Below are 17,568 nucleotides of genomic sequence, written 5' to 3'. Positions count from 1 at the left end.
GGTCGGGGTAAGTTGAGCAGCGTCGTCGTCGACTGCGAGAACGGTTTCCTGCGCCTGGGCCTGGCCCAGCGGCTCGCGGGCGCCCTCGGCGGCATCACGATCCCACTGGACGCCCTGCACCATCTCACTCCTCGCGCGGCGTCCCGCACGACGTCCGGGAAGGTGGCCTGTTGACGCCGCAGGGACAGCCCGAGACCGTCCCCGACGACGGGCTGACCACCCGCCAGCGCCGCGACCGGCCGCTGCTGATAGTTCACACCGGCGACGGCAAGGGGAAGTCGACGGCCGCGTTCGGTCTGGCGTTGCGCGCCTGGTCACAGGGCTGGCCGGTCGGAGTGTTCCAGTTCGTCAAGTCCGCGAAGTGGCGCATCGGCGAGGAACGCGCGCTGCAGGTACTCGCCGACTCCGGCCAGGGCGGCCCGGTCACCTGGCACAAGATGGACGCGGGCTGGAGCTGGGTGCGCGAACGGGTCGACCCGGACGGTGACCCAGGTGCCGCCGCCCGGGAGGGCTGGGCGCAGATCACCCGGGACCTCGCCGCACAGACCTACCGGCTGTACGTGCTCGACGAACTGACCTACCCGTTGCGCTGGGGATGGCTCGACGTCAACGAGGTCGTCGAGGTCCTGCGCTCCCGCCCCGGCCGTCAGCATGTCGTCGTCACCGGGCGGCGCGCTCCCCGGGAGCTGCTCGACGCCGCCGACCTCGTCACCGAGATGACCAAGGTCCGCCATCCCATGGACACCGGGCAAAAAGGGCAGCGGGGCATTGAATGGTGAGCGAGCTCCGGGCGGAGATCGACACTCCCCGGCTGGTTCTCGCCGCCCCGGCCAGCGGCGCCGGCAAGACGACGGTGACCACCGGGCTGATGGCCGCGTTCACCGCCCGCGGCCTGCGCGTCTCCCCGCACAAGGTCGGCCCGGACTACATCGATCCCGGCTACCACGCGCTGGCCTGCGGCCGGCCGGGCCGCAACCTCGACGCGGTGCTCTGCGGCGCGGCGCGCATCGCCGCGCTGTTCGCCCACGGGGCCCGCGGCGCGGACCTCGCCGTCGTCGAAGGGGTGATGGGCCTGTTCGACGGGGTGGCCCGTCCCGGTCCCGGTGAGCAGGCCGACCATGCCTCCACCGCGCACGTCGCCCGGCTGCTCGACGCCCCCGTCGTGCTCGTCGTCGACGTCTCCGGCGCTGCCCGCTCGATCGCCGCGCTCGTCGCCGGGTTCCGCGGATTCGACCGGCGGATCCGCCTGGCCGGGGTGATCCTCAACCGGGTCGGTTCCCCCCGTCACCGCGACCTGCTCACCGAGGCACTCGACGACATCGCCGTGCCCGTGCTCGGCGCGGTGCCGCGGGAACAGGCCGTCCACACCCCCTCGCGGCATCTCGGTCTGGTACCGGCGGCGGAACGCAGGCCCGCCGCCGTCGCCGCCGTCGACCGGCTCGGCGCGCTGGTCGGATCCGCCTGCGACCTCGACGCCCTGCTGCGGGTGGCACGCACCGCGCCGCCGTTGCGCGTCGCACGTTGGGATCCGGCCACCGTGCTCGCCGCGGCCGGACCGGCGGACCCGGCAGCGATCGCTCCGGTAGCGGTCACGACAGCAGACCCGGCGGTGCCCGCGGTGCCCGACCGGCCCCCGCGGGTCGCGGTCGCCGGGGGAGCCGCGTTCACCTTCGGCTACCCCGAACACATCGAGCTGCTCACCGCCGCGGGCGCCGACGTCGTCCCCGTCGACCCGCTGCGCGACGAGACGCTGCCACCGGGAACCGACGCCCTGATCATCGGCGGTGGTTTCCCCGAGGAGCACGTCGCCGCGCTCGCCGACAACGCCCGGTTACGCGCCGAGGTCGCCGCGTTCGCCGCCCGCGGCGGGCCGGTCGCCGCCGAGTGCGCCGGACTGCTCTACCTGGCCCGCACCCTGGACGGCGCGCCGATGTGCGGGGTTCTCGACGTGGAGACGGTGATGGGCCCGCGGCTCACCCTCGGCTACCGCAACGCGATCGCCGCCGCGGACAGCCCCTTGGCGGCGGCCGGGACCACCGTGCACGCCCACGAGTTCCACCGTACGGTCCTGCTGCCCCCACCCGGCCGGTCGCCGTCCGACCCACGGTCGCCGTCCCCCGCCCGCGGCGGCGCCGCGGGCGGGCCCCCCGGGCCGTCGGGGGTGGCGGCGTGGTGGCTGCCGATACCCGGAACCGCTCCCCGGCCTGCGCCGGGACGCGTCGCGGGTGGTGGCCGGCGTGGCGGGGAGCAGGCGGCGTCGCCGTGGATGTCCGAGGGGTTCGTGCACCGCCGGGTGCACGCCTCCTACCTGCATCTGCACTGGGCCGGACGACCCGGCGCCGCCACCCGCCTGCTCGCCGCCGCCCGCGCGGCGTGACCGGAGCAGAACCGGGGGACGGGGGACTGGTCGTCGGTGTCGGTGCACGGCCCGGGGTGACGGCGGCGGAGATCCTGGGGCTGGTCGAGGCGGCGCTGCACGACCTCGCGGCGCCGATGAGCGCGGTGCGCCGGATGGCGACGGTCGAGCCCCGCCGGGACGAACCGGGCGTCGTCGCCGCCGCACGCCACCACGGCTGGCCGCTGGTGGGCCATCCCGCCGCCCTGCTCGCAGGCGTCGACGTGCCCCATCCCGGTGCCGCCGCCCACGCCGCGCTCGGCACCCCGAGCGTCGCCGAGGCCGCCTGCCTGATCCCCCTCACTGTCCCCCTGTCCCCGGGAACGGCCACCCTGTCCCTGGGAACGGCCATGCCACAGCCGGTCCTGCTCGTACCCAAACGCGCCGGCCGGCGGGTGACGGTCGCGATCGCCCGGCATGGCGCGCCGGATCGGGGTAGCGGCGCTTCCGCGTGACTGCGGACCAGGTCGGCTGGGTGGTCGAGCGGACCACTTTGCTCAGCATCGGCTCGCGCCGCTGGTGTTGTTAAGGAAGACAAACGCGAACGGGTGATGATCCCGCCAGGCGATCGTCGGCGCGGAGAACCTGCTGATCCGACCGGTGAAACCCGGCCCTTTCCTAGCTATCCTGTCGGGATGGCGGTGCAGCTACGGCTGGAACGGGACGCGCGGGCGTTGACCGAGGTCGTCACTCGACTTCGACGGGTGCTGCGGACGAGTATCCGCAGCGACTACCCGTGGGAGGTCCTGCCGATGGCCCAGGTGGAGTTGTTGCAGTGCCTGCAGGAACGCGGCGGCGCGCGGGTAGGTGAGCTCGCCGGCCTGCTCCACCTAGCTCCGAATACGGTGAGCACCCTGGTGCAACAGATGTCGGACGCGGATCTTCTGCGGCGGGTCACCGACCCGGCCGACCGGCGCGCGGCCCGGGTGTCGTTGACCGAGACCGGTACCCGCCATCTGCAGGGGTGGCGCGAGGCCCACGAACGCAGGCTCGGCGACGCACTGGGCCGGCTCGCCGCCGCCGACCAGGCCGTTATCGTCGAAGCCTTGCCGGCCCTGTCACGCCTGGTCGAACAGCTCGATGACCGCCGCACGACCGACCCGTCCCCCGCCGCCACCGGCGGGCCCTGAGCGCGGATCTCCGGGGGGCGTAATCACACACGTTGGCATCTACCTCGGCGGGCAGAGCGGTCAGGCTGGGATGCCCGGACGCTCCGGCCGGCTGCCGATCTCCGCGATGAGGTCCTTGATAAGGATCTCGATCTGGTCGCGGATCGGGCGAACAGCGTCGACGCCCTGGCCGGCGGGGTCGTCGAGGTCCCAGGTGAGATAGTTCTTGCCGGGGAAGACCGGGCAGGCGTCGCCGCAGCCCATGCTGATCACATAGTCGGAGGCCTGCACCGCCTCGGTGGTCAGCACCTTGGGCTTCTGGCCGGTGATGTCGATGCCGACCTCGGCCATGGCGGCGACCGCGGCGGGGTTGACCTGCTCGGCGGGCAGGGAGCCGGCGGAACGCACCTCGATCCGGTCACCGGCGAGGTGCCGCAGGAATCCGGCGGCCATCTGGGAGCGGCCGGCGTTGTGCACGCAGACGAACAGGACGGATGCAACAGGGCTGGTGGTCACGGCAGTCTCGTGGCCTTCCTGACAGCGCAGCGTGCCGGCTACGCCGATGGATGCGGTCGGGTCTAGAGCGGGGCTCGGTCCCGGCGTACCGGGCCATGGATCGTAGGCGCCGGGGCGCCGTCAGCAGCAGGGGCTGATCATCGTGCTGAGTGCGGCGAGGGCGTCGGGTGCGGCCTTGTAGTAGGCCCAGACCCCGCGCTTGTCGCGGGTGAGCAGGCCGACGTCGACCAGGACTTTCAGGTGGTGGCTGATCGTGGGCTGGGTCAGCCCGAGCGGCTCGGTCAGCTCGCACACGCACGCCTCCCCGCCCTCGTGGGCGTAGATCAGCGACAGCAGCCGCAGCCGGGTTGGGTCCGCGATCGCCTTGAGCACACCGGCGAGGCGGGCGGCGGCCTCGGCGGACAGCGGTTGACGGGTCAACGGGCTGCAACACACCCACGCTCCAGGCCCGGCCGCCGCGTCCGGGGCGCGCGTGGTCACGGCGGGGGCGGTAGGGCGGCCGACGATGCGGCGGGGCGGGTTGCGGTGGTCATGGCCTCCAGCATGCCTCAGCTATTGACAGCGGTCTATGCCTGGGCGCATCCTCGGCGCCAGCAGTTGCTATAGATATCGGTCGATGTCTGGAGGGTTGGGATGGCGAGGGTGCAGTTGGCGTTGAACGTCTCGGACGTGGACGCCGCGGTGGACTTCTACTTCCTGACCGCGCGATGACGGGAGAACAGCCACAGCCACATCTCGCCCGGCGGTTGGCGGCGGAGGCGGTCGGCAGCATGCTGCTGGCCGCCCTCGTCATCGGCTCCGGCATCGCCGCCCAGCAGCTCAGCCCGAACCAGACCGGCCTGGAACTAGCGGAGAACGCGGTGGCCACCGCCGCCGGCCTGTTCGCGATCATCTTGATGGTCGGGCCGGTGTCCGGGGCGCACTTCAACCCGGTCGTGTCCGCGGTCGACGCCGTCTTCGGCGGACTGTCGTGGCGGGACGTGGCCGCCTACCTGCCCGCCCAGGTCGCCGGCTGCATCGCCGGCGCCGTCCTGGCGAACTTGATGTTCGACCGGTCGGCGGTGTCGATCTCCACCCACCACCGGGCCACCTGGCCGCATCTGCTGTCCGAGGTCGTCGCCACGGCCGGCCTGCTGCTGGTCATCTTCGCCCTGGCCCGCTCGGGCCGGTCGGACAAGGCTCCGGCCGCGGTCGGCGCCTACATCGGCGCCGCCTACTGGTTCACCTCGTCCACGTCCTTCGCCAACCCGGCAATCACGACTGGCCGGATGTTCTCCGACAGCTTCGCCGGTATTGCTCCGGCGTCCGCTCCGGGGTTCATCGCCGCGCAGCTCGTCGGCGGCCTGCTCGGGACCGGGCTGATCCGCCTGTTCTACCCGCAGCTGGGCCGGGCCGCGGCGGCGGAGGTCGTCGTCGCTCATCCCGCCGCGAGCGTGAATGGCGCGGCTGCGGCCGGTGAGCCCGACCAGTCCGTCCGATCTCGTCCATCGGGGATATCCGGTACGTGACCGTCGCTCGTGCTGGGACGGTGCACCGGCCGCAAGGCGCGGGCCGCGCTCGATTCGGGAACGGTGCTCATGCTGGCGGGTCCGTGCCCGGCAGGAGCGCAGCCCGCCGCTGACCCGAGTTGTCTCTGCGGCGGTGTGGCCGGGGTGTGGCGTGCGGGCCCATCTTGACCGCAGCCACCCCCACACCGACAATCACCTCAATGGACATTGAGTCAATGACAGTTGAGCGAAGGGCCGCGTTGCATGCGGCGCTCGCCGAGCCCGCGCGACTGGCCGTCGTCGACGCCCTGGCCCTCGGCGAAGCGTCCCCGAGCGAGCTGGGCACCGCGCTCGGAAGCCCGTCGAACCTGCTCGCCCACCACCTCGCCACGCTGGAGGGCACCGGGCTGATCCGGCGGATCCGCTCGCAGGCCGACCGTCGCCGCAGCTACCTGCACCTCGTACCCGAGGCCCTGGCCACCCTCCTTCCGCCCGCGGTCCTCCCGGCGCCGCGCGTGGTCTTCGTCTGCACCCACAACACCGCACGCTCGCAGCTGGCCGCCGCGCAATGGACGGCCCGAAGCAGCGTCCCCGCGGCCTCAGCCGGCACCGACCCGGCCCCGGCCGTCCACCCCCGCACGATCGACGTCGCCCGTCGCCACGGCCTGGCCCTCACCGCCCTGCGCACAGCGCACCTCGACGACGTCCTGCAACCCGACGACCTCGTGGTGACCGTCTGCGACAACGCCCACGAACACCTGCGACGCCCCACGGAACGCCGGCTGCACTGGTCGGTGCCCGACCCGGTCCCGACCGACACCGACGACGCCTTCGAGTACACCTTCGCCGACCTCGCAACCCGCATTGAACGGCTCGCGGGAGCCGTCGCGGGCCCGGCGCCGGCCGCAGCGGCCGGCGCCAACGGCCGGCCCGCCGCAGCGACCGTCGATCAGCACCGTTTCGCCCCCCTCCTCACCCTAGCCCCGCCCGATTTTCGGCGAGTACTACGGCGACCCCCACCTGGACCGCCCGCCTGACCGCCCGTCCGATCCGGGGCGGGATCGGAGGGGCGGCGCGGACAACCGGGATCCCGGTCGGGCGGGAAAAAACGCCTTGGCCGGCGGCCGGGGCTCTGCCAGGGTGGCGGCGTGATCTTTGATCCTCCCGACGGCCTGACGATGCGCCATCCCACCGCGGACGACCAGGGGCGCGTGCTCGCCGTCATGGACGACTGGTGGGGTGGCTTCCAGGGGGCCGCCGGGTCGATACAGCGCGCGCTGCTGCTGCCGCGGCTGTTCTTCCAGCACTTCACCGACAGCAGCTACCTGGTGGAACGTGCCGGCGACGGCCGCCTTGTCGCCTTCCTCGTCGGTTTCCTGTCGGCCTCGGCACCCGAGGTCACCTATATCCACTTCGTCGGCGTCGACCCGGCGCGCCGCCGCGGTGGTATCGCCGGTGGTATCGCCGGCGGTCTCTACCGGCGGTTCTTCCGGCTCGCCGCCACCCGTGGGGCCCGCCGCGTCGACGCGGTCACCAGCCCGGGCAACGCGACGTCGCTGGCCTTCCACACCGGCCTGGGTTTCCGGGTCGAACCCGGCGACACCATGATCGACGGCTTCCCGGTCCACTCCGACTACGACGGGCCGGGGCTGCACCGCGTCACCTTCACCCGGCCGTTGACCGCCGCCGACCTCGACGCGGCGGCAACGGCCTTCCCACGCCTTCCCACGCCGGCCGCGCACCCGCCGGCAGCGGCCCGGCTGCGCGGCGGCGACCTGCGGGTCTGCTTCCTCGGGGACTCCTTCGTCGCGGGCGTGGGCGACCCCGCCCACCTGGGCTGGGTCGGGCGTCTGGCCGCCCGCACAGAGGACGCCGGCGTGGCGCTGACCGCCTACAACCTCGGGCTTCGGCGTGCCACCTCCACCGAGGCCCACGCCCGATGGCGGGCGGAGTGCCTGCCCCGGCTGGCCGAGGCGGAACACCCCCGGCTCGTGATCTCCTTCGGCGTGAACGACATGTTCGGCGTGAACGACATGACCGCCGAGGCCGACACCACGGACCCGGCGGCGGGGACCGGGACGGCCACCCGGGTCCCGCCGCGGGACTCGGTCGCCGCCCTGACGGCCCTGCTCGCCGAAGCCCGCCCCCTCATGCCGGTGCTGATGGTCGGACCGCCCCCGTCCGGTGATCCCGGCCGCGACGAGCGCGTCGCGGACCTCACCGTCCGCTACGCCGAGGTCTGCGCCGCCTACGACGTCCCCTACGTCGGCGTGTTCCCCGCCCTGCGCCGCCGGCCGTCCTGGGCGCGTGAGCTCGCCGCCGGTGACGGCACGCACTCTGCGGCGGGCGGCTATACGCTGCTCACCGACCTGATCTTCAGCCCGTGGTGGCGCTGGCTGGCCGGGTGAGGATGATCCCGAAACCCCCCGGCCTACCGGAGAGGTCCTACCCGCGAGAGCCGTCCGGGGCCGGGCGGACGGCGCGTTCGGCGATCCGGATCAGCGCCCGCCGCGGCAGCAGCCGCCCACCCCGGGCCAGCAGCGCGTTGCGCCGTCCGTCGACGACCGAGGGACGGCTGCGTTCGAGGGCACGCATCGCACTGGCCACCGCCTGCTCGGGGGAACGTTTGCGCCCGACGGCGGCGTCCTCGGTACCGACGACGTCGAAGAACGGCGTGTCGGTGGAGCCGGGGCACAGCGCGAGCACCCTGACCCCCGCCGGGCGGGCCTCGGCCCACAGCGCCTCGGAGAAGGACAGCACGAACGCCTTCGTCGCCGCGTACACGGCCATGTGCGCCACCGGCTGGAACGCGGCGATGCTGGCCACGTTCACGATGCTGCCGCGCCCGCGGTGCACCATCGCGGGCAGGAAGCGCGCGGTCAGCTCGACGACGGCGACACAGTTGAGCCGCACCTGCCCGACCAGCCGCGCCGCCTCGGCCCCGGCCACGTCGCCGTGCGTGGCGAACCCGGCGTTGTTCACCAGCACGTCGACCCCGCCCCCGGCGGCGGCGACCCGTTCGGCGACGGCGTCGACCGCGGCCGGCTCCGCCAGATCGACGGCGATCACCTCGGTGCGCACGCCGTGGCACCGGGTGATCTCGGCGGCGTTCGCGCGCAACCGGTCCTCGCCGCGCGCGACGAGCACGAGGTCGGCGCCCCGGTCGGCGAACTCGCGGGCGAAGACGGCGCCGATGCCCGTCGACGCACCGGTGATCAGTGCGGTCTGTCCGCGGAAATCCACTGCCTCTCCCTACCACAGTTCTCCCTACCGGCAGGGTGGCCCGGCCACAGGGACTCAGGGCTTGCCCCTGGCAGGTGGGTTATCCGCCTGTGAGTTATCTGACGGATCGCGGGTTGGCGGCGGCGGGGTGTCGAGGGACAGGATCTGGACCGATGGCTCGACGACCGGGAACACCGCGCCCCCCGACCTGCCCGACCTGCCTGACCTGCGCCGCGGCCACCTCACCGGCGGGGGCGGGCACAGCGGGGGCGGACCCCGAGCTCGATCATCGGGAACGTCCGAACTGTCCGGGGCGGACCAGGAGCAGACTCTGATCAATCTGTCACACCGCTGTACACCACCCCCCTCTTGCGCGGTAGCTTGCGACTGGTCACAGTGTTTGCCGGATCAGCTACGCACTGGGGTGAACCGTGCAGGTTCACCAGCATCATCGGCGTACAGCCGGCCGTGCCGACCGGCGGCGGCCCCAGCCACGGGACGACGCAACGAAGCATGGTCCCCGCCCGGTCGAACATCCGTCGCCGGACTGTGACCGGTGCGCCACGAGGCACCGGCCGGAACGTGAGGGGATGGTCATGAACGGCATGGAACTGTCGCCCACCCGGGCCTCGGACCGGCTCGGTCTGGCTGCCGCTGGACGGGCCGCGGCGGTACTCTCCCGGGAGATCACGTTCGCCGACCCCGATCCGGTGACGCTCACCGAACTCGACGACCGGCTGCACCGGTACGCCACGACCCTGTTCTCCGCCCCGCACACGACGCTGGTGGGCCCGGTCATCGCCGACTGGCGGCGGGTCCAGGCCGCCCTGGGACGGCGGCTGTCCCCGACGGTGCACGCCGAACTGACCCGGGTCGCCGGCTACCTGTCGTTCTCCCTCGGGACGATGCTGGCCGTTGACACCGGCGACGACACCTCGGCGCGGCGGTTCGCGACCCTCACCGAGCAGTTCGCCGCCCAGCTCGACGACCGGCTGCTCACCGGCACCGCGCACAGCGCTGGACGCGGCGATCGCCTTCGTCACCGGGCGCTACGCCGCCCGCCCGCAACGCCGCGGCCAAGGCGGCCGCTGTCGACCATCCCTACCTGCACGGCTGGGCAGCGGTGGTGCAGGCCACCGTCGCCGCGGCCACCGGCGACGAGGCAGCCCTCGACGCCGCCCTGAACCGGCTGCGCAACCGGCCGACTGTGCTCGGCCTGCGCCATCCCGGCTGGCCCCCCTTCGACGAGGTCCGGGAGGCCTGCGTCGTCGCCGACGCGATGGCCCGCCTCGGGATGCCCGGGGCGCGTTCCGCCGCGTACACCGCGATCGACCTGACCACCCCGGCGATCCTCGACCGCGGCTGGGCGCTGGCGTCGCTCGCCGCCGCCACGCTGCGCCGCGATCCCGCCGTGGCCGAAGCCGCCCTCCTCGAGGTGGAGGACATCCTCGACAAGCGCCCGTCGCGGGTGCTCACCCTGAGGACGAACGAGATCCTGATGCTCACCTCGGCACACGCCGAGCGCGCCTCGCGGCGGGCCGGCGCCGCCTGAGCCGAGCCCGGGGGAGCAGGTCACCGGGCCGGCCGGCCGGCCGCGGCGCGCAGCCGCGCACCGCGGCGCACGAGCAGCCGTTCGGCCAGTGCGTCGGCGCGTTCGATGTCCTCGAGGGTGGCCCGCGTGCGCCGCTCGACCTCCAGGACCGCCGCCAGCAGCTCGGCGGACAGCCGGGTGCGGGCGGCGACCCGGGCGACGCTGGGCGGCAGCACGGGCGCGCTGCCCGGCGCGGTGGGTACGGCGGACCGGGTGGTGGTGGTCGGACGAGAAGTCAGATGCGCCAGAGTCACACTCCAGTGATATCGCGGCTGGTACGCACCGCAACGTCTTGACTTCTCGGCGAATCCGGGGATCAGCATTGCCCCACAGGGCATCCACAGGGTCGCGGCAGGTTACCCACCGGCTTGTCGACAGGTTTATCCACATAACGATCTTTGTGTGGTAAACGTCATATTCCCGAAGGCCGGGATGCCGGTCGCGGTTCCGATATTCCGGTCCATGCACGTAGCCGGATGATCCTGTTACAGTATGCACCGACAAGATCGGGGGCCACATGACAGGGTGGGACGACCCGCACCGGCAGCCGCAGCAGCCTGGGCCGTACGGACACGAGCCGTACGGACAGCCGCCGCGGCCGCCTCATGGCCAGGCCGGCGGGCCGGGCCCGACGCCGTACCCGATCGGCCCGCCGCAGTCCTCCCCGGGTCCCGGCCCGGGCCAGGGTTACCCGCCGGTACCGCCGAAGTCGGTCGCGGTCGCGCTGCTGCTGACCTTCCTGTGGCTGGGCGTGGGCCACATCTACGCCGGCAGGACCACCACGGGTGTCGTGCTCCTGATCGCCGACCTGTTCCTGTGGATGTTCTCCTTCTTCATCGTCACACTGATCATCACTGTTCCGGTGTGGTTCATCGTGTGGGTGATCGCCATGGTCAGCTCCGCCTCGGCGGTCCAGGAGTACAACACCCGGCTCGGCTACCCGCGCGGCTGACCACCGCGGGCGAGCAGGGCGTCCACCAACCGGCGGGCGTCGGCGAGATCGACCGGGTCGGCGACGAACAGGATGCGGTACATCATCGGTGCCATGACCCCCTCGACGATCTCACCGACCCCGGGGGCGGGTTCACCGTGACGCGCGGCCCGTTCGACGATGACCCCGATCTGCTTGCGGATGTATAGGTCACAGCAGCACGCCGGCCGGTCGCCGCCGCAGGAAGCGACCAGGTCGCGCAGGAACGCCCGGCCCGTGGGGGAGGACATCTCCTCCAGGTACTGCTCGCAGTAGGCGGCGAGATCGCCGCGCAGCGACCCGGTGCCCGCCGGCGGGGTCTCCGGGCGCAGCCGCTCGGCGGCGACGTCGGCGAGCAGCTCGGTCAGGTCCCCCCAGCGCCGGTAGACGGTGGAGGCGGTCACCCCCGCCCGGGCGGCGACCAGCGGCACCGTGATCTCGTGCCGACCCCACTCGGCCTGCAGCGCGCGCACCGCGGCATGCACGGACTGCTGGACCCGCGCGCTACGCCCCCCGGGCCGCGGACCCTCGGACGGACTCACGCATCCAGCCTAACGCACATCCTTTGCGTTAACGTCGGGCCGAGGGTACCGTCGGGCGCTAACGCAAAATCTTAGCTTTAGCTGTCCGGTGAAGGGAAACCCGATGTCCTCCCAACCCATCGCCACCGGCCTCCCCGCCGGCCAGACCGGCGCCGCCGGTGGCCCTGCCGCGGCAGGCCGCGGCCCGCGACGCCCCGCCCGACCCGGGCACGGCGCCCCACCGGGGCAGGCTGTCCCCGCGCGCCGGATTCCTCCTGCAGACGTCGATGATCGGCTCGTTCCTCGCCGCGTCCTCGGCCCCCACCCCCCTCTACCCGGTCTACCAGGCCCGCTGGGGGTTCTCCCCGATCACCGTGACCGTCGTGTTCGCCGTGTACGCCCTGGCCGTCCTCGCCGCACTGCTCACCGTCGGAGCCCTCTCCGACCACATCGGGCGCCGTCCGGTGCTGCTCACCTCCTCGCTGCTGCTCGCCGCCGCCGGCGGGGTAGGGGAACTGACCATCGGCCGCGTTCTGCAGGGCCTGGCGACCGGCGCCGCCAGCGGCGCCCTCGGCGCCGGCCTGCTCGACCTCGACCGGGCCCGCGGCACCCTGGCCAACGGAGTCGGCTCGTTCACCGGCCTGGCCCTGGGTGCCCTCGGGTCCAGTCTGCTCGTGGCCTACCTGGTGCTGTGCGCGATCGTGCTCGCCCAGGCGGTCGGGGTCGCGGCGATGCCCGAGACCGCACCGCGCATCCCCGGAGCGCTCGCGTCGCTGCGCCCGACCATCGGCGTACCCGCCGCCCCCTGCCTGGTCGCCTCCTGGGCCCTGAGCGGGTTCTACCTCTCCCTCGGCCCGAGCCTGGCCCGTCTCGTCGTCGACTCCCGCTGGGTCGTGCTGGGAGGTCTCGCGGTCTTCGCCATCACCGTGACCGCGGCCCTGACTGTGCTGCTCGTGCGCGACACCGCCCCCCGCACCGTGATGTTCCTCGGCGCCGGCAAGTCCACCCTGCTGCGCGCCCTCGCCGGCCTCACCCCCCACGAGGGCACCGTCACCCGCCAGGCGACGGCATGCCACCACCGGCGCACCGAACTGCGGGGGGGCGAGCGAGGTGCGGGTGGCGTTCGTGCCGCAACGCGCCACCCCGCGCTGGGACCTGCCCATCTCGGTCCGCCAGGCGGTGGCGACCGGCCGGCTTTCCCCGCGGCGGTGGTGGCGGCGGCCAGCCGCCGCGGACCGCCGCGCCATCGAGGCGGCCCTGTTACGTACGCATGGATCTGCATTCCCTGAGCCGTGCGACGGCCTGGACGCCGCGAGCGTCAGCGCGTTGCTGGCCGCGCTGACCGAGCTGGCCACCGGCGGCATCGCGGTCTGCTGCGCGCTGCACGAGCTGCACCTGGCCCGTGCCCTGTTCGACCGGGCAGTGGTCATCGACCGGGCGGTACTCGCCGACGGGCCCGCCGGCCAGGTGCTGCCCGCCGGCGTGAGTGGCCTCGGCTGGCTGACCGGGCCACTGGGGTACCCGTTCATGCAGCGCGCCCTGGTCACCACCCTGGCCGTCGGCGTGGCCGCACCGGTCGCCGGGGTGTGGGCCACCAGCCGCCGCCTGGTGTACCTGACCGACGCGATGAGCCACGCCATCCTCGCCGGCGTCGCCGCCGCCGCGCTGCTCGGCGCCTCCCTGCTGGCCGGCGGGCTGGTCGCGGCGGCGGTGATGGCGCTGCTGGTCGCCGTGCTGGTGGTCCGGGCTCGGCTGCCGGAGGACAGCGCCATCGGGGTGGTCGGGGTATCGCAAAGCACCGAGCCTCGTGCCCTCTCGCACGTGCTGTTCGGCAACCCGCTGACCGTCACCACCACCGATGTGATCATCGAGTTGGCGATCGCCGCGCTGGTCATCGCCGCGGCCGCGGGATGCCTGCCGCTGCTGGTCGCCACCACCTTCGACCCGGGCCACGCCCGCACCCTCGGCGTGCGCACCGGCCTGGTCGACACCGCGGTCATCCTCGGGCTCGGCCTCGTAGTCGTGATCGGCCTGACCACCGTCGGAGTCCTGATGGCGCTGACGCTGTGCATCGCCCCGGCCGCCGCCGCCCGGCTGCTGGCCGCCGGCCTCGGCGTCACCGCCGGGCTGGTCGGGCTGCTGGCCAGCTACCACCTCGACCTGCCCGCCGGCCCCGTGGTCGGGGTACTCGCGGTCACCGAGGTCGCCGCCGCCGCGCTGACCCGCACCGCCCGCCCCGGCCCCCGCACCGACCATGGGCGTGTGCCGCTGGCCGGCTGCGACCAAACCACCACCGGCCAAGGGAGAACATCCTGACCACCAATCCGACAACCCCACTGGCCGGCCCCGCCGGCCGGCCCGATGGCACCGGCCGGGCCAACGCCGCCGCCCTCAAGGCGGTCGTCCGCGACATGCTGCTGCTGGACGACAGCCACACGGTGGTCATCCAGCAGCTGGCCTGCGCCGAGCCGGGCTGCCCACCTGTGGAAACCGTCATTGCCGTGCTGTCCGCGGGCGCGCCGACGCGCCGATGGACGCTGCACCAGCCGATGGCCGAGCTGACCGCCGAGTCCGTTCGCGCCGCCCTGTCACCTGAAGGAGAAAAAGAATGACTGATACCCGGGTACCCGTCACCGTGCTGACCGGTTTTCTCGGTTCCGGCAAGACCACCCTGCTCAACCGCATCCTCAGCGAACAGCACGGCCTGCGCATCGCCGTCATCGAGAACGAGTTCGGCGAGCTCGGCGTCGACGACGCCCTCGTCCTGGACGCCGAAGAAGAAATCTTCGAGATGAACAACGGCTGCATCTGCTGCACCGTGCGCGGGGATCTCATCCGCATCCTCGGCACGCTGATGCGCCGCCGCGACCGCTTCGACCGGATCCTGGTGGAGACCACCGGCCTGGCCGACCCCGCGCCCGTGGCGCAGACCTTCTTCGTCGACGACGAGATCCGCGGCCAGCTGCGCCTGGACGCGATCATCACCCTCGTCGACGCCAGGCACATCCTCACCCACCTCGACGAGGTCAAACCCGACGGGGTGGAGAACGAGGCCGTCGAGCAGGTCGCCTTCGCCGACCGCCTCGTGCTCAACAAGACCGACCTGGTCGACCCCGACCAGCTGGGCGGCATCCAGACCCGGCTGCGGCAGATCAACGCCCTCGCCGACATCATCCCGGCGCAGCACGCGAAGATCGACCTGGCTGCCATCCTCGACGTCGGCGCGTTCGACCTCTCCCGCGTCCTGCAGACCGACCCGCAGTTCCTGCAGAGCACCGACCACCAGCACGACGCCACCGTCACCTCGGTCGGCATCGACACCCCAGGTGACGTCGACATCGACAAGCTCAACGCCTGGCTCGGCAAGCTCCTCGCGAGCAAGGGCGTGGACATCTTCCGGTCTAAAGGGGCATCCTCGCCCTGGCCGGCAACGACCGCCAGTACGTCTTCCAGGGCGTGCACATGCTCTTCGACGGCGACACCGGCCGCCCTTGGCGCGAGAACGAACCACGCACCAACCGGCTGGTCTTCATCGGCCGCAACCTCGACCGCGCCGAACTGGAGACCGGGTTCACCGCCTGCCTCACCACCGCCGCATGAGCACCGCGACCATCGAAGCCCCGCTGTGGCAGGCCAGGATCGACGAGACCCCCGTCGCCGTGAGCGCGGCCGGCGGGCTGCTCGCCGTGGCCGGCGCCGACGGGACCTGCGCCATCCACCAGGCCGACACCGGTGAGCCCGCCGCCTCCCTGTCGGTCGACGGCGGCCTGCTCGACGCCGCGTTCTCCCCCGACGGTGCCCACCTGGCGCTGACCGGCCCCACCGGCTACCGGCTGTGGCACACCACCGGCCAGCAGCACAGCCCGTACGGCACGGCCGGCTGGTCCGCCCGCGCCCGCTGGTACGGCGCCAACCGGGTGGCGGTCGCCTGCGGCCGGCACGTCCGGGTGCACGCCGCCGAGGGCAGCCTGCTGTGGTGCACCGGCCCGGCGCCCAACACCGTCACCGACCTCGCCTGGCTGCGGGCGGGCCGCGAGGTCGTCGCCGCCGCCTACGGCGGCGCCTACCGCTACGCCCGGCACAGCACCGACCCGGTCGAACACCTGCGCTACCCGGGCTCGCACCTCGCGATCGCCGTCGGCGCCAACGACCGGTGGGTCTGCACCGGCAACCAGGACCGCAGCGTGCACATCTGGCGCACCCGCGACCGGCAGGAACTGGAGATGCCGGGCTACCTGGGCAAGGTCACCCAGCTGGCGTTCGACCCCACCGGGCGATGGCTCGCCAACAACGGCGCCCCCGACGTCACCGTCTGGGACTTCGCCGGCAAAGGCCCCGGCTGCTGCGCGGTCACGACACCATCACCGCGCTCGCCTGGCAGCCCGCGACCGGCGCCGGCCTGGCCACCTGCGGCGCCGACGCCACCGCCGCGCCCGGCCGCCCCGCCCGACCGGCGCACCGGTTCGACCTCGACGCCCCGGCCACCGCCCTCACCTGGCTCGACCAGCGGCGCATCCTCATCGCCACCCGCGCCGGCACCCTGTACGCGTTCGACACCGGCGCCTACCTGGAAGGCGGCCGTTAAGGAGGGTCTGACCTGCCCGGCATCCGGCCAGGCGGGAAACCGCGCTCGTGCTGGTCGACCTCCAGCGCTGGATCCTCACCATGCCATGGGCTCCGATTGCGCGACGGCCTGGCCGGGACCGGGACGAAAACCGTGCTCGTAACAGCCGAGCTCAGGGCCGGTCGGTGGCGGTGGTTGTCCCTGACCGGTCGGGGATGAAGATCTCCTCGATGGCCAGGCTGAAGATGTCGGCGAGGGTGAAGGCCAGGAGAAGGCTGGGGTCGTACCGTTCGGTCTCGATCGCGTTGATGGTCTGCCGGGATACCCGGCATCGGTCGGCCAGGTCGGCCTGGCTCCACCGGCGTTCCGCCCGCAGCACGCGCAGCTGGTTCTTCATCGGCGTAGACGGGTGCGTAGGTCTGCGATCAGCAGCCACATCGCCACGCCGCCGATGGTGATTATCTGGGTGAGCTGGCGTAGCTGGACGATACCAGCGGCGTCGAGCAGAGCGGCTAGCTGAAGCCCTACCAGGACTGCCGCGAAGGCAATCGCCATACTCTCCAGTTGGATCTTGCGCTGGTACTCGTCGGCGCGGCGGAAGGCGCGCAGCAATACCCATGCCACGGCGAGCGTGAACGCGCCGCTGACCCCCAGCCACCAGGCCTCCTGGGCGGCGGTCTGGTCAGGGTCGCTGCCCAGGGCCAGAGCGATCCCTCCGAGGGTGGCGACGGGGAGACCGTCCAGGAAGATCGCCCTGCGGGCGGCACGTGTCACGTTGTCCTGCCGCGTCTCATCGATCATGGTATGAATGTAAAGCTAGCTTTACATCAAGTCAAGTTTGCTTGTCATAGGCGGCTCTGGACATCGATGCAGAAGGATACGGCTACGTAGGCGTACCCGTATCCTTGGGGAGGAGTGAGAGGAGACCGGCGTGGCCGACGCCACCACGCGGCTGGACGCTGAACTCGACCGTCGCCTGGGCCAGGCTCAACAGACCGGCCCCGCGCTCTGGCCGTCCTCGACCTCGCCGGGCTAAGCCGCGGCCCGGTTCTAACGCCGCCAGGGGGAACGCGACCCGGGGCGCGGCGCCGGCTCGGTCGCCGCCCAGATCCGCCGCCACCGTGCCGTCGGAGTGTTCGGGGCGCCACGCAGCCGCGCGGAGACCGCCGCCGACCCCGCGGCCCCACCCGTCC

Annotated in this window: 22 protein-coding genes and 1 pseudogene; 16 read left to right on the top strand and 7 right to left on the bottom strand. The window is 72.8% G+C overall.

All coding sequences use genetic code 11. The features are described from left to right. Window positions 1-170: 170 nt before the first annotated feature. From cobO to AC08OJ_RS11650, 4 genes are all read left to right on the top strand, one after another. Window positions 171-779, top strand: coding sequence for a cob(I)yrinic acid a,c-diamide adenosyltransferase (gene cobO / locus AC08OJ_RS11665; RefSeq protein WP_476594559.1), 609 nt, complete (start codon window positions 171-173; stop codon window positions 777-779). Then, window positions 773-2,377 (top strand): cobyrinate a,c-diamide synthase, encoded by a 1,605-nt coding sequence (locus tag AC08OJ_RS11660; RefSeq protein WP_476594558.1) that lies wholly within the window; start codon window positions 773-775, stop codon window positions 2,375-2,377. Before cobO ends, AC08OJ_RS11660 begins: the two co-directional genes overlap by 7 nt. Then, the gene (locus AC08OJ_RS11655) at window positions 2,374-2,850 is read left to right on the top strand and encodes a cobalamin biosynthesis protein (RefSeq protein WP_476594557.1); all 477 of its coding nucleotides are present in this window, start codon (window positions 2,374-2,376) and stop codon (window positions 2,848-2,850) included. The genes AC08OJ_RS11660 and AC08OJ_RS11655 overlap by 4 nt, the downstream gene beginning before the upstream one ends. Window positions 2,851-3,030: 180 nt before the next feature. Then, a complete protein-coding gene (locus AC08OJ_RS11650; protein WP_476595724.1) occupies window positions 3,031-3,525 on the top strand; it encodes a MarR family winged helix-turn-helix transcriptional regulator in 495 nt (164 codons plus the stop codon). Window positions 3,526-3,585: 60 nt separating this feature from the next. Here the strand turns inward: AC08OJ_RS11650 and AC08OJ_RS11645 are convergent, their stop codons facing one another. Then, on the bottom strand, window positions 3,586-4,020 hold the full coding sequence (locus tag AC08OJ_RS11645; protein ID WP_462203539.1) for an arsenate reductase ArsC: 435 nt from the start codon (window positions 4,018-4,020) through the stop codon (window positions 3,586-3,588). Between the two features lie 120 nt (window positions 4,021-4,140). Continuing rightward, window positions 4,141-4,500, bottom strand: a complete 360-nt coding sequence (locus tag AC08OJ_RS11640; protein ID WP_476595723.1) for a metalloregulator ArsR/SmtB family transcription factor — start codon at window positions 4,498-4,500, stop codon at window positions 4,141-4,143. Between the two features lie 227 nt (window positions 4,501-4,727). On the opposite strand from AC08OJ_RS11640, the gene AC08OJ_RS11635 reads away from it, so the two are divergent. The 3 genes from AC08OJ_RS11635 (at window position 4,728) to AC08OJ_RS11625 (ending at window position 7,915) form a co-directional block, all read left to right on the top strand. Next, window positions 4,728-5,528: an aquaporin gene (locus AC08OJ_RS11635; RefSeq protein WP_476593361.1), complete on the top strand. Its 801-nt coding sequence runs from the start codon at window positions 4,728-4,730 to the stop codon at window positions 5,526-5,528. 215 nt (window positions 5,529-5,743) lie between these two features. Next, window positions 5,744-6,544 carry an arsenate reductase/protein-tyrosine-phosphatase family protein gene (locus AC08OJ_RS11630; RefSeq protein WP_476595722.1) on the top strand — a complete coding sequence of 267 codons (801 nt, stop codon included), beginning with the start codon at window positions 5,744-5,746 and terminating at the stop codon, window positions 6,542-6,544. 111 nt (window positions 6,545-6,655) lie between these two features. After that, window positions 6,656-7,915 carry a GNAT family N-acetyltransferase gene (locus AC08OJ_RS11625; RefSeq protein ID WP_476595721.1) on the top strand — a complete coding sequence of 420 codons (1,260 nt, stop codon included), beginning with the start codon at window positions 6,656-6,658 and terminating at the stop codon, window positions 7,913-7,915. Window positions 7,916-7,952: 37 nt separating this feature from the next. On the opposite strand, the gene AC08OJ_RS11620 is transcribed toward AC08OJ_RS11625, so the two are convergent. Further along, on the bottom strand, window positions 7,953-8,750 hold the full coding sequence (locus AC08OJ_RS11620) for an SDR family NAD(P)-dependent oxidoreductase (protein WP_476595720.1): 798 nt from the start codon (window positions 8,748-8,750) through the stop codon (window positions 7,953-7,955). Between the two features lie 575 nt (window positions 8,751-9,325). Here AC08OJ_RS11620 and AC08OJ_RS11615 point away from each other — a divergent pair. Further along, window positions 9,326-9,913, top strand: a complete 588-nt coding sequence (locus AC08OJ_RS11615) for a hypothetical protein (protein WP_476595719.1) — start codon at window positions 9,326-9,328, stop codon at window positions 9,911-9,913. Next, complete coding sequence (locus AC08OJ_RS11610) at window positions 9,856-10,281, top strand: hypothetical protein (RefSeq protein ID WP_476595718.1); 426 nt, start codon at window positions 9,856-9,858, stop codon at window positions 10,279-10,281. The genes AC08OJ_RS11615 and AC08OJ_RS11610 overlap by 58 nt, the downstream gene beginning before the upstream one ends. Before the next feature lie 20 nt (window positions 10,282-10,301). Here AC08OJ_RS11610 and AC08OJ_RS11605 read toward each other — a convergent pair whose 3' ends face one another. Then, window positions 10,302-10,574: a hypothetical protein gene (locus tag AC08OJ_RS11605; RefSeq protein WP_476595717.1), complete on the bottom strand. Its 273-nt coding sequence runs from the start codon at window positions 10,572-10,574 to the stop codon at window positions 10,302-10,304. Window positions 10,575-10,837: 263 nt separating this feature from the next. On the opposite strand from AC08OJ_RS11605, the gene AC08OJ_RS11600 reads away from it, so the two are divergent. Further along, entirely contained in the window at window positions 10,838-11,272 is a 435-nt protein-coding gene (locus tag AC08OJ_RS11600; RefSeq protein WP_476595716.1) for a TM2 domain-containing protein, read from the top strand. On the opposite strand, the gene AC08OJ_RS11595 is transcribed toward AC08OJ_RS11600, so the two are convergent. After that, window positions 11,257-11,832: a TetR/AcrR family transcriptional regulator gene (locus tag AC08OJ_RS11595; protein WP_476593353.1), complete on the bottom strand. Its 576-nt coding sequence runs from the start codon at window positions 11,830-11,832 to the stop codon at window positions 11,257-11,259. The genes AC08OJ_RS11600 and AC08OJ_RS11595 overlap by 16 nt on opposite strands. A gap of 158 nt (window positions 11,833-11,990) precedes the next feature. On the opposite strand from AC08OJ_RS11595, the gene AC08OJ_RS11590 reads away from it, so the two are divergent. The 6 genes and pseudogenes from AC08OJ_RS11590 (at window position 11,991) to AC08OJ_RS11565 (ending at window position 16,538) form a co-directional block, all read left to right on the top strand. Next, a complete protein-coding gene (locus AC08OJ_RS11590) occupies window positions 11,991-13,100 on the top strand; it encodes an MFS transporter (protein WP_476595715.1) in 1,110 nt (369 codons plus the stop codon). Between the two features lie 238 nt (window positions 13,101-13,338). Further along, on the top strand, window positions 13,339-14,127 hold the full coding sequence (locus AC08OJ_RS11585; RefSeq protein WP_476595726.1) for a metal ABC transporter permease: 789 nt from the start codon (window positions 13,339-13,341) through the stop codon (window positions 14,125-14,127). A 95-nt stretch (window positions 14,128-14,222) separates the two neighbouring features. Further along, window positions 14,223-14,423, top strand: coding sequence for a hypothetical protein (locus tag AC08OJ_RS11580; protein WP_476593351.1), 201 nt, complete (start codon window positions 14,223-14,225; stop codon window positions 14,421-14,423). Continuing rightward, window positions 14,420-14,926 (top strand): annotated as a pseudogene (locus tag AC08OJ_RS11575) (CobW family GTP-binding protein); the annotation flags it as partial. The gene AC08OJ_RS11580 and the pseudogene AC08OJ_RS11575, both read left to right, overlap by 4 nt. 347 nt (window positions 14,927-15,273) lie before the next feature. Continuing rightward, entirely contained in the window at window positions 15,274-15,411 is a 138-nt protein-coding gene (locus tag AC08OJ_RS11570) for a GTP-binding protein (protein ID WP_476595725.1), read from the top strand. Next, window positions 15,408-16,538 carry a WD40 repeat domain-containing protein gene (locus tag AC08OJ_RS11565; RefSeq protein WP_476595714.1) on the top strand — a complete coding sequence of 377 codons (1,131 nt, stop codon included), beginning with the start codon at window positions 15,408-15,410 and terminating at the stop codon, window positions 16,536-16,538. The genes AC08OJ_RS11570 and AC08OJ_RS11565 overlap by 4 nt, the downstream gene beginning before the upstream one ends. Window positions 16,539-16,547: 9 nt before the next feature. Here the strand turns inward: AC08OJ_RS11565 and AC08OJ_RS11560 are convergent, their stop codons facing one another. Both AC08OJ_RS11560 and AC08OJ_RS11555 read right to left on the bottom strand, forming a co-directional pair. Continuing rightward, window positions 16,548-16,772 (bottom strand): helix-turn-helix transcriptional regulator, encoded by a 225-nt coding sequence (locus AC08OJ_RS11560; RefSeq protein WP_476593348.1) that lies wholly within the window; start codon window positions 16,770-16,772, stop codon window positions 16,548-16,550. Continuing rightward, window positions 16,769-17,176, bottom strand: coding sequence for a hypothetical protein (locus AC08OJ_RS11555; protein WP_476593347.1), 408 nt, complete (start codon window positions 17,174-17,176; stop codon window positions 16,769-16,771). Before AC08OJ_RS11555 ends, AC08OJ_RS11560 begins: the two co-directional genes overlap by 4 nt. Window positions 17,177-17,568: the final 392 nt, after the last annotated feature.

It is taken from the genome of Frankia sp. CgKIO3 (genome assembly GCF_977946435.1).
This window is presented reverse-complemented; position numbering and strand designations above follow the sequence as displayed.